At 55.1% G+C, this 11,530-nt stretch carries 7 protein-coding genes; 5 read left to right on the plus strand and 2 right to left on the minus strand.

Annotation, left to right across the window (positions count from 1 at the left end; all coding sequences use genetic code 11):
* Positions 1-168 precede the first annotated feature (168 nt).
* Complete coding sequence (gene maeB / locus IMQ33_RS19220) at positions 169-2,448, plus strand: NADP-dependent oxaloacetate-decarboxylating malate dehydrogenase (RefSeq protein ID WP_065686505.1); 2,280 nt, start codon at positions 169-171, stop codon at positions 2,446-2,448.
* Between the two features lie 45 nt (positions 2,449-2,493).
* Here maeB and mmuM read toward each other — a convergent pair whose 3' ends face one another.
* A complete protein-coding gene (mmuM, locus tag IMQ33_RS19225) occupies positions 2,494-3,432 on the minus strand; it encodes a homocysteine S-methyltransferase (protein WP_196061701.1) in 939 nt (312 codons plus the stop codon).
* Complete coding sequence (gene mmuP, locus IMQ33_RS19230) at positions 3,422-4,831, minus strand: S-methylmethionine permease (RefSeq protein WP_024527100.1); 1,410 nt, start codon at positions 4,829-4,831, stop codon at positions 3,422-3,424. The genes mmuM and mmuP overlap by 11 nt, the downstream gene beginning before the upstream one ends.
* Before the next feature lie 183 nt (positions 4,832-5,014).
* On the opposite strand from mmuP, the gene IMQ33_RS19235 reads away from it, so the two are divergent.
* The 4 genes from IMQ33_RS19235 (at position 5,015) to IMQ33_RS19250 (ending at position 11,354) form a co-directional block, all read left to right on the plus strand.
* On the plus strand, positions 5,015-5,854 hold the full coding sequence (locus tag IMQ33_RS19235; protein ID WP_186581127.1) for a ChaN family lipoprotein: 840 nt from the start codon (positions 5,015-5,017) through the stop codon (positions 5,852-5,854).
* Between the two features lie 102 nt (positions 5,855-5,956).
* A complete protein-coding gene (locus tag IMQ33_RS19240; RefSeq protein ID WP_161712087.1) occupies positions 5,957-6,757 on the plus strand; it encodes an energy transducer TonB in 801 nt (266 codons plus the stop codon).
* 91 nt (positions 6,758-6,848) lie between these two features.
* Entirely contained in the window at positions 6,849-8,984 is a 2,136-nt protein-coding gene (locus IMQ33_RS19245) for a S9 family peptidase (RefSeq protein ID WP_196061702.1), read from the plus strand.
* Positions 8,985-9,152: 168 nt separating this feature from the next.
* Complete coding sequence (locus tag IMQ33_RS19250; protein WP_370571851.1) at positions 9,153-11,354, plus strand: TonB-dependent receptor domain-containing protein; 2,202 nt, start codon at positions 9,153-9,155, stop codon at positions 11,352-11,354.
* Positions 11,355-11,530: the final 176 nt, after the last annotated feature.

Genomic DNA, 11,530 nt, shown 5'->3' on the forward strand with positions numbered 1-11,530 from the left:
GTGATCAAAACTGCTGCTTTTCTGTTCGCTTAACTTCCTTTTAACTTTTATTTACAAGTTTCGCCCAAGGTTATGGCACGCTTCAAAGTTTGTGACGATTCTCTCACTATACTAGTTCAGCGATAAAGCCTTACCTCAACATAAAAGAAGAAAGCAAAGGAACCCATAATGGACGAACAGCTCAAACAGAGTGCCCTTGATTTCCATCAGTTTCCGGTCCCAGGGAAGATCCAGGTATCGCCGACTAAACCGCTAGCTACACAGCGCGATCTGGCCTTGGCCTATTCGCCGGGCGTGGCTGCTCCCTGCCTGGAAATTGCCGCCGATCCGCTGGCTGCTTATAAATATACCGCCAAGGGTAACCTGGTGGCGGTGATCTCCAACGGCACCGCGGTGCTGGGGTTGGGGAATATCGGTGCGCTAGCCGGTAAGCCGGTCATGGAAGGTAAAGGGGTTCTGTTTAAGAAGTTTTCCGGTATTGACGTGTTCGATATCGAAGTCGATGAACTCGATCCTGACAAGCTGATTGACGTGATCGCTGCGCTGGAACCGACCTTCGGCGGCATTAACCTGGAGGATATCAAAGCGCCCGAGTGCTTCTACATTGAGAAGAAGTTGCGTGAGCGTATGAAGATCCCGGTGTTCCATGACGATCAGCATGGCACGGCGATTATTACCACCGCTGCGGTGCTCAACGGCCTGCGGGTGGTGAAGAAAAACATCTCCGACGTACGCCTGGTGGTATCGGGAGCCGGTGCGGCCTCGATTGCCTGTTTGAACCTGCTGGTTGCGTTGGGGCTGAGCAAGCAGAACATCACCGTTTGCGACTCCAAAGGCGTGATCTATCAGGGCCGCGACGCCAAGATGGAAGAAACCAAGGCGGCGTATGCCATTGCGGATAACGGCCAGCGTACGCTGGGGGATGCCATTCCCAATGCCGATATTTTCCTGGGTTGCTCCGGCCCTGGCGTGCTGACGCAGGACATGGTGAAAACCATGGCCAGAGATCCACTGATCATGGCGCTGGCTAACCCGGAACCGGAAATTCTGCCGCCGTTGGCGAAAGCGGTGCGCCCAGATGCGATCATCTGTACCGGCCGTTCTGATTATCCCAACCAGGTGAACAACGTGCTGTGCTTCCCGTTCATCTTCCGTGGCGCGCTGGATGTGGGGGCCACGACCATCAACGAAGAGATGAAGCTGGCCTGCGTGCACGCTATTGCCGATCTGGCGCTGGCAGAACAGAGCGACGTGGTGGCTTCGGCGTATGGCGATCAGGACCTCTCCTTTGGCCCGGAATACATCATTCCCAAACCGTTCGACCCGCGCCTGATTGTCAAAATCGCCCCGGCAGTAGCCAAGGCAGCCATGGATTCCGGCGTGGCGATGCGCCCGATCGAAGACTTTGATGCCTACGTGGAGAAACTGACCGAGTTCGTCTACAAAACCAACCTGTTTATGAAGCCGATCTTCTCCCAGGCGAAGAAAGAAGTGAAACGCGTGGTAATGGCCGAAGGTGAAGAAGAGCGCGTCCTGCATGCCACCCAAGAGCTGGTATCGCAGGGGCTGGCTTACCCGATCCTGGTGGGCCGCCCAAGCGTGATTGAAATGCGCCTGAAGAAACTCGGCCTGCAGCTGACGCCGGGCAAAGACTTTGAAGTGGTCAATAACGAGTCCGATCCGCGTTTTAATGAATACTGGGGGGAGTATTACCAGATCATGAAGCGCCGTGGCGTTTCCCAGGAGCAGGCTCGCCGTGCGGTGATAGGTAACCCGACGCTGATTGCGGCCATCATGCTGCACCGTGGTGAGGCTGACGCGATGATTTGTGGCACCATCGGCAGCTACCACGAGCATTATGACGTGGTGGAAAAGGTGTTCGGGTTCCGTGAAGGGGTGCATGTGGCAGGGGCGATGAACGCCTTACTGCTGCCGAGTGGTAACACCTTTATCGCCGATACCTACGTCAACGATGACCCAACGCCGGAACAGCTGGCGGAAATCACCCTGATGGCGGCAGACACGGTACGGCGCTTCGGGATTGAACCGAAGGTGGCGCTGTTGTCCCACTCCAGCTTTGGTTCTTCCAATTGCCCGTCGGCGAGCAAAATGCGTAAAACGCTGGAACTGGTTAATCAGATGGCGCCAGGATTGGAGATCGACGGTGAGATGCACGGTGACGCCGCGCTGGTGGAAAGTATCCGCCACGATTTGATGCCGGACAGCCCGCTGAAAGGCGCGGCCAACATCCTGATCATGCCAAGTATGGAAGCGGCACGGATCAGCTACAACCTGCTGCGTGTCTCGTCTTCCGAAGGGGTAACGGTAGGGCCGGTATTGATGGGCGTATCCAAGCCGGTACATATCCTGACGCCGATCGCTTCGGTGCGCCGTATCGTCAACATGGTGGCATTGGCAGTCGTAGAAGCACAAACCCAACCGCTGTGATAGCGTGAAAGAGACCCCCTGCGGCTTCGGCCACAGGGGGTTTTTTTATGCGTGGCAGCGTTCGGCAATCGCCTGAATGTCGGCAGGCGTGGTTCGACAACAGCCGCCAATCAAGCGGGCCCCGGCATGCTGCCAATCGGCCAACTGATTAATCAGATGATGCTGGTGGTTACCACAGCTGTGCCAGGTTTTGCTCACCGCGTTGTAGTGTTCGCCGGAGTTTGGGTAAACCAGTAACGGTTTATTGCTCAGCGCGGCAAGCTGCTGCAACGCCGGGGTGACGTTTTCCAACGCGATACAATTGACGCCTACTGCCAGCACCTGTGGGTTATCGTTAAGCTCAGCCATGACGACGGCCAGTGGTGTACCATCGCTTAGATGCTGGCTATCGCGCAGAGTGAAAGAGAACCACCCACCCAGTGCTGGGAATTCCGCCAATAGCGCCAGCAGGGCCTGTAATTCGGCGAACGAAGGCAGCGTTTCACATGCCAGGAGATCCACTCCAGCATTGGCCAGAGCAGTGATACGCGGACGATGGAACGCGATCATCTCTGCTTGCGGCAGATGGTAGTCGCCACGGTATTCAGAGCCGTCTGCCAGGTAGGCGCCATAAGGGCCGACCGAACCGGCAACCAGTAAAGGCAATTGCTGCGGGCGCTGGGCCAGATAATCGGCGCGCGCTTGCTGTGCCAGGTGGACGCTTTGGGCGATCAGTGCCAACGATTGCGCCTCATCCAGGCCCCGGCGTAAAAAACCTTGGGGCGTGGCCTGATAGCTGGCGGTAATGGCGCACTGTGCTCCTGCATTGAAGTAATCCAGATGTACCTGATAAATCAGCTCCGGGTTTTCAATCAGCACTTTTGCCGACCACAGCGGATCGGTGAGATCGCAACCTCGGGCCTCCAGTTCGGTGGCCATTGCCCCGTCCAAAATCAACGTGCGGTTATCGGCCAGCAAGGCGGCCAGAGGGTTGTTAACCGACATGTTCTTCTCCGGTGTTCAGTAGGTTTTTCTGCCCGGAACGCCGGGTCAGGTAATAGGCTAGATAACAGATCGCCACAAACGGCAGGCCGCAATACAGTGCCACGCGTTGCTCTGGGTCGAATGCCAGACCGATACAGGCTAATAAACACAGCGCAAAGCCGACAATAGGCGTCAGCGGATAGCCTGGTGCACGGTATTTCAGCCCTTCAATCGGTTGACCGCTGCGCAGATAGCGGCGGCGAAAAACGTAGTGGGCGGCACAGATGCTCAGCCAGACGGCAACGACCGCAAAGCCGGAGATGGCAGACAGTGCCACAAACACCGTATCGGGAGCGATCACGCTGGTCAACAGGGCCAGCACGCCGCCGAGCATGCTGAACGTCAATGCATTCATCGGGATCCCGCGCGCATTCACTCGTGAAAAATAGGCAGGCATGGTGCGCTGATTGGCCAGCGACCACAGCATGCGCCCCGAAGCATACAGCCCGGAGTTGGCGGCCGAGAGAATGGCGGTCAGGATCACGAAGTTAAAAATATCGGCGGCATAAGGCACCCCAATACGCTCAAAGACCAGAACAAACGGGCTTTTCACGATCCCGGCCTGTTCCATAGGGATCAGCGCTGCCAGGATAAATACCGTACCGATAAAGAACACCATCAGGCGGACCACCGTAGTGCGGATGGCCCAGGGCACCACTTTTTCCGGATTTTCGGTTTCGCCCGCCGCAATGCCGATCAGCTCAGTACCGGAGAAGGCGAAATTGACGGCTACCATGGTCATCAGAATTGGTAACGTTCCATTGGGCAGCCAACCCGATGAGGTCAGGTTACTCAGGAAGGGCGCTGGCGTGCCGTCTTTCATCGGGATCAGGCCAAACATGGCTGCACCACCCAGCACGATAAACGCCAGAATGGTGATCACTTTGATCAGCGAGAACCAGAATTCACTTTCGGCAAAGAAGCGGGTGGTGATGACGTTGAGCAGAAAAATGGCCAGACAGAAAATCAGGCACCACAACCAGACCGGTGATTGTGGAAACCAGTATTGCATACAGAAACCGGCGGCTGTCAGGCTGGAACCCAACGCGACGGTCCAGGTCAGCCAGTACAGCCAGGCAACGGTATAGCCGGTTGCCGGGCCAAGATAGCGTGCCGCATAGACGTGAAATGCGCCGGTTTCCGGCATGGCGACGGCAAGTTCCCCCAGACACAGCATGACCAGATAGACCACGACAGCGCCAATCAAATAGGCCAGCAGGGTGCCTAGTGCACCGGTAGTGGAGATGATATAGCCAGTGTTGAAAAACAGACCGGTACCGATCACGCCGCCCAGCGACAGCATCACCAAATGCCGGGCTTTCATGGTGCGTTTGAATTGCCCTTCAGCGGCAGGTTGCATAACACTCTATCCGTATAGACGTCTAAATGGCTATCAGTTATACCCGTTCCATTACGCGAAATCAACGTAACTCAAAACACGGTAACGAAAAAACAGGTGTCAGCCACCAGGTGCTGCCAATTTCTATATGCAAATGATAATTATTATCTATAATGTCGCCACTTTTGTGTAAGGAAAGACAACATGAAGTTTCTGATATTGTTTGCAACGTTGGTGCTTACGGCCTGTAGCCAGGGGCCGACCTCTCCCCCGAAAAGCGACATTACCACGCTAGGCAAGATTGTTGATTTACGCAGTGGCGAGATATTGACGCCGCAGCAGTTACTGACGCGCCTGGCAGATCAGCCACGGGTGATCGTGGGTGAAAAGCACGACAATCCTTATCACCACCTGATCGAACTGTGGCTGGTAGAGCAATTACCTAAGCTAAGACCGCAGGGCAGCGTGCTGATGGAGATGATCACACCCAGCCAGCAGGGCAAAGTGGATGAAGTAAAGCAGTGGCTGCAAACCGAACCGACGGTACGTGATAGCCGCGTAGCTGAACTGACAGCCTGGCAAACCAGTTGGAAGTGGTCACTGTATGGTGACGTGGTAATGGCGGCGATACGTGCACCTTATCCTCTATTATCCGCCAACCTCGATCGCAGCGAAATCATGGCGTTTTATCAGCGGCCCGAATTCCCCAAAGGCCAGCTTTCCGTGCGCCCAGAAGTCCAGCAGGCGCTCGCTGCCACCATCCGTGATTCCCATGACGGCAAAATTGATGAGGTGCAGCTGCATGCCATGCTCGCTATTCAGCAGCAGCGCGATCGCCGTATGGCCGAAAGTTTACTGGCTGCACCCACCCCTGCACTGCTGATGGTGGGGGGGTATCACGCCTCCAGAACGGTCGGTGTGCCGCTGCATATCCAGGATCTGCAGCCCGGTGCCAAATTTACGGTGTTGATGCTGGCAGAGCAGGGCGTGGCAATCGATCGGCCCTTGGCGGATTACCTGTGGGTCACGCCAACCGCAAAATGATTACGTCAGGATAGCGAAAAGATCTGTCATTAACATTTACAAATGATTATCATTAGCAAATGTGATCTGCAATCATTCGCAATTAGGTAATCTACTATCCCTATGTTTAGTCAGCCTTATAGCACTCAGGCGGCTGCTCTGCCGCAGCCGCGCTGGGGGCGTGGTTTACTGTATGCGCTAGGCGTTCATCTGGCGCTGGTATGGCTGTTTTACTGGCCGCAAACTTCGTTGCCGCCGGTGCTGATGCCGCCACCGGCGATCATGCTCAGTTGGGCGGCGCAGATCGAAGCGCCAAGCCAGCCTAAACCGTTGCCGCTGGGGTTGCAGCAACAAGCGGACAGTTCCGCAGCACAGCCTGCGCAACAGCAGCGGGAGCCGGAGATGCCCGAACTGGCACGTGCCGAGGCGGCAAAAATTGTGGTGGCCGAGCGCAGTAAAAATGCGCATAAGCAGCAGCGTAAAGCGCCGCCAAAGCCGCCAACTCCGATGGAGAAAGAGCAAGACGTCACGCATTCCGCAGCAGCCAGCACGGCGGCACCCAAGGCGCAAAACCTGGCACAGCGCGTGGCGGCTCCGTTAAACAGCGATTCTACCGCGCAGGCACAGGCCAAGCTTTCCTGGGAGAGCCAGGTCAAAGGGATGCTCAACCGAGTGAAGCGCTATCCGGCAGACGCCAAACGGCGTCAGCGTTCGGGGGCACCGGTGGTGAGTTTTGTGGTGGATGCTCAGGGGCGAGTGGCCGATGTCGTACTGAAAACGCCCTCCGCTACCGCGTCGTTAGATCGTGAAGCGCTGGCGGTGATATTGCGTGCGCAGCCGTTACCTTCGCCACCAGCGGAAATGCTGCGCCAAGGCAAGATTGCCGTGACCATGGCAGTGGATTTTAACCTGGCGTTGTTGTAAGCCAGCCAAAAAGTATTTACCCATCAGGCGTTATCTCTTGTTGTACGCAATAGGAGAGGGGGTTGCTACGCTCAAATTATTGTGAGGGGTTATGACATTACCTGTTCAATCGGCTCGCTGCCGCAGGCCTTTGGTGACTTATTTACTGATTTCTATGGGGGTATTAAGCTTTGCCACCAAGGTGGCCGCGCAGCCGCCCCAGGCTGAAATTATTCCACATAAATTAACCGCCCTGGGCGAAACACGAATCGATAATTATTATTGGCTGCGCGATGATAGCCGCCAGAATAAACAGGTGTTGGCTTATCTGACGGCGGAAAACCGTTATACCGAACAGGTGATGCAGCCGTATCAGACGCTGCGCGATCGGTTGTATCACGAAATGCTGGGCCGCATGAGCCTGGAAGATCGCTCGGTTCCCTACCAGCTCAATGGCTACCGCTACCAGGAACGCATTGATGCGGGTAAGGAGTTTGCCGTCTACCAGCGGCAGGCCGTGGCGGATGGCTCCGCCTGGCAGACGTTGCTGGATGCCAATCAGCGCGCCCAGGGCCAAGATTATTACCGCGTGGGGGGAATGGCGGTCAGTGAAGATAACCGCCGCCTGGCCGTGGCGGAGGATACTCAAGGGCGCAGGCAGTACCGCATTTCCCTGCGCGATCTGGCTAGCGGCACTTGGGCCAAAGAGGTGATTGAAAACACCTCGGGCAATATGGTGTGGGCCAACGACGGCAACAGCTTGTTCTATGTGCGCAATCATCCCCAAACGCTGTCACCCTATCAGGTCTACCGCCATCAATTTGGTACGCCGGTTGCGGCCGATAAGCTGGTGTATCAGGAAAACGATGGGGCATTTTACCTGAGCTTGGGTCTCTCCTCTTCGCGGGATTACGTGATTGTCACCATCAGCGGGAATACCACTTCCGAAGTGCGTCTGCTCGACGCCAACCGGCCGCAAACTCCGGTACAACTTTTTGCCCAGCGTCAGACTGGGCGCGAATATTACCTCGACCATTATCGCGGTGAGTTTTATCTGCGTTCCAATCATCAAAGCCCGCACTTTGGTTTGTACCAGACTGCGTCCGCGAGCCAGCCATGGCAGCCGCTGATCGCTCCACAGGAAAACGGTGAGCTGGAAAGCTTTGCCCTGTTTCGTGACTGGTTGGTGGTGAAAGAGCGCAGTGAGGGCCTGGTGCATTTACGGCAGATTGCCTGGCAAGGGGGCGAGCAACGCAGCATTGCGTTTGATGATGCCAGCTATATGGCCTGGCTGGGCTACAACCCGGACCCGGAAAGTGACCGTCTGCGCTATGGCTATTCGGCCATGACCACGCCAACCAGCACCTATGAATGGGATCTCAACAGCGGTAAACGCGAGTTGCTGAAACGACAGGAAGTGAAGGGCGTAGAACCAGGCCTGTATCACAGTGAGCGCTTGTGGATCACCGCCCGCGACGGAGTAAAGGTGCCGGTCTCGCTGGTATACAACAGCGCCAAATTCAAACCTGGCAAAAGTCCGTTGGTAGTGTACGGCTACGGTGCCTATGGCATGAGTATGGACCCGGCGTTCAGCGCCAACCGCATTAGCCTGTTGGATCGCGGTTTCGTCTATGCGTTGATCCACGTACGCGGCGGTGGTGAGCTTGGGCAAGACTGGTATCAGCAGGGCAAACTGGCGAACAAACCAAACACCTTCAATGACTTTATCGATGCCACTCAGGCGCTGATCGATAAGGGATACGGGCAGCCGGGGCGCGTTTACGCGATGGGAGGCAGTGCCGGAGGCTTGCTGGTGGGGGCGGTGATCAATCAGGCTCCCCAACTGTATAACGCGGTGGTGGCTCAGGTGCCTTTTGTGGATGTGCTGACGACGATGCTGGATGACAGCATTCCGTTGACCGTCGGTGAATACGAAGAGTGGGGCAACCCCAATCAGCCGCAGCCCTATGCGCTGATCAAGTCCTACAGTCCGTACGATAATGTGCGCGCGCAGCGCTACCCGAATCTGTTAGTCACCAGCGGACTTTATGATTCACAGGTGCAGTATTGGGAACCCGCCAAATGGGTGGCGAAGCTGCGCCAATTCCAGCAGGGGGATGCGGTGTTATTGCTGTCCACGGATATGTCGGCGGGCCACGGGGGGAAATCGGGCCGCTTGAGTCGATTGGAAAATAGCGCGCTGGAATACAGCTTTATTTTAGCAATGGACGAAAAAACGCAAAAATAAGGCTCTTGGCCGCGCAGCTTAATGGCTGCGCGGCAGATAATAACCATAATTAATTTCCGCCTACCTGGCGGTATTTTCTGCTGAGCATTGATCACTCACTGATTTTGATAGCAATACTTTAGGGGATATATGAAATTTAAACTGCTTATTGGTGCGGTTGGCACCGGTATGGTGTTGTCTGGCCCGCTGTTGGCTGCAGAAAATAAAGGCCAAGCGCTATTCAGCCCGCTGAACGTTTCGGCGGCGACTAATAACAGCGAACAGGAGGCATTGGAAAATCCTGGGGCATTCAGCTCGCGCGACGAAAATAAAAATCTACAGTCGATAGATAATATCCTGCGCAGCATGCCCGGCACCTTCACTCAAATCGATCCCAGCCAAGGGGCGGTCAGCGTCAATATCCGTGGGATGAGTGGTTTTGGCCGGGTAAATACCATGGTTGATGGCATTACCCAGAGCTATTTTGGCACCTCGACCTCTGGCGTGATGTCCCATGGTTCTACCAACAATCAATCCGGCGTGCTGATCGATCCGAATTTTATTGTTGGGGTCGACGTGGCGCGTGGCGAGAACAGCGGTGCATCTGGGGTGAACGCATTGGCTGGCAGCGCCAACTTCCGCACTATCGGCGTGGATGATGTGGTGTTTGCCGATAATCCGTTTGGCGTGCGCACCAAGTTCTCCGTGGGCAGTAACGGCATTGGCCGCAGCGGTATGATCGCCGTTGGGGCCAAGGGGGCTGCGTTTACCGATACCGGCAGCTTGGGCGTGATGGCTGCCATTAGCGGCAGCTCCATCTATTCCAACTTCAACAACGGCGACGGCGTGAGCAGTGAAGATTTTGGTTACGACGAGTTTATGAAGCAAAACCCCAAATCGCAGCTGTTCAAGGTGGATATCAAGCCCAACGAATATCACAGCATTGAATTATCCGCCCGAACTTACCAGAATAAATTCTCGCGCCGCGATATCGACAGCAACGATTTTTATCTCAAATATCACTACGCGCCATTTTCTGAGTGGGTGGATCTGAATATGACCGCCAGCCACAGCAAGGGTAATCAGAAGTATGACAGTGATTCACTGTTCACTTTCTTTAATACCAATGCGGAAAACCGCTCCGACGCCCTGGATATCAATAATACCAGCCGTTTTAGCCTGTGGCAGACCGACGTAGCGTTCACCTACGGCGGTAAACTGATGCGCAACCAGTACGAAAAGCACGTCGAATCGCAGATTGAGGATCCGCAGACGGCGCATGAGGCGATCGAGAACAACACCTTTGCCCCGTCGGGCGACCAGCGTATCGCCAGCCTGTACACTGGCTTGCAACTCAACCGTGATATCTACCAGCTCGATCTCAATCTCAATTATGCCAACAACAAGCTCACTGGCTTTAAACCGGCCTGTGATTTGCGGGTGGAGTGTTTTCCGCAGGGGAGTGCCAACATCGACCTGAAGGAGCACGGATTTAACCCTTCGGTGATGCTGTCTGCGCAGGTCACGCCTTGGCTGCAACCTTTTGCCAGCTACAGCAAATCGATGCGTGCCCCCAACATCCAGGAAGTGTTCTTCTCTAACTCCGGAGGCGCTTCGATGAACCCGTTCCTGAAAGGCGAACGTGCAGAAACCTGGCAGGCCGGCTTTAACCTCAGCGGCAACGATCTGTTGTTCAAGCAGGATACCCTGCGCTTTAAGGCGGTGGTTTACACCAGTAAAATCAAAAACTATATCTTCAGCGAGTCTTACATGGTGTGCCGAAATGGCCGCAAGTGTAGTTTGGGTGAGAACTTGCAGAATGACTGGAGCGATGCCAGCGAAGAGTTCTCGGATAACATGTATATCTACGTCAATTCCCTGACGCCGGTGCGTACCCACGGGGTGGAGCTGGAAGCCAACTATGATGCTGGCCGCGGTTTTGCCCGTGCCTCATTTAGCAAACAGCATACCGACCAGCCTACCTCTATCGCCAGTAGCTACTTTGGTGCGGGAGATATCAACGAACTGCCGGACATGTATTTCACGCTGGATAGCGGGTTGCGTTTCTTTGACGAAGCGCTGACCGTGGGCAGCATCATCAAATATACCGGCAAGGCTCGCCGTCTTTCTCCTGATTTTGAAATGAGTGAGCAAACCGGGAAGTTGATGAAACAGGAGATGCCAAATATTCCCACCGTTATCGATCTGTACAGCACCTATCAGATAAACCGTAACCTATTGCTGAAATTCAGCGTGCAAAACGTGATGGATAAAAGCTATTCCGATGCGCTTAACAAGCTGAATATGCTGCCGATCCAAGGGGATGAGGCCACTGCGGCCAACACCGCCCGCGGTCGAACTTATCTGTTTGGTGGCGAGGTGCGCTTCTAAGCTAATTTGAGGCGTTTGCGGCCCCTCACCTCAACCCTCTCCCACAGGGAGAGGGAGCTGTTCCGGAGCAGCGTTCGGGTGCAGGAGTAGAATGTGGCGCGTTTCATACCTCAGCCAATACAAGGTTGAATTCAGATATAGAAGTAAATTGGTGGCACATTCGGTTCCCTCTCCCT

The sequence above is a fragment of the Serratia sp. Res13-Sevr-LER1-36-b genome (assembly GCF_015673035.1).
Lineage (GTDB): Bacteria > Pseudomonadota > Gammaproteobacteria > Enterobacterales > Enterobacteriaceae > Chania > Chania fonticola_C.

Excerpts from the sequence above, each read along its gene's own strand:
- maeB (WP_065686505.1), top strand. The coding sequence starts at position 169 with ATGGACGAACAGCTCAAACAGAGTGCCCTTGATTTCCATCAGTTTCCG.
- mmuP (WP_024527100.1), bottom strand. The coding sequence starts at position 4,831 with ATGCAACCTGCCGCTGAAGGGCAATTCAAACGCACCATGAAAGCCCGG.
- IMQ33_RS19240 (WP_161712087.1), top strand. The coding sequence starts at position 5,957 with ATGTTTAGTCAGCCTTATAGCACTCAGGCGGCTGCTCTGCCGCAGCCG.
- mmuM (WP_196061701.1), bottom strand. The coding sequence starts at position 3,432 with ATGTCGGTTAACAACCCTCTGGCCGCCTTGCTGGCCGATAACCGCACG.
- IMQ33_RS19235 (WP_186581127.1), top strand. The coding sequence starts at position 5,015 with ATGAAGTTTCTGATATTGTTTGCAACGTTGGTGCTTACGGCCTGTAGC.
- IMQ33_RS19250 (WP_370571851.1), top strand. The coding sequence starts at position 9,153 with ATGGTGTTGTCTGGCCCGCTGTTGGCTGCAGAAAATAAAGGCCAAGCG.
- IMQ33_RS19245 (WP_196061702.1), top strand. The coding sequence starts at position 6,849 with ATGACATTACCTGTTCAATCGGCTCGCTGCCGCAGGCCTTTGGTGACT.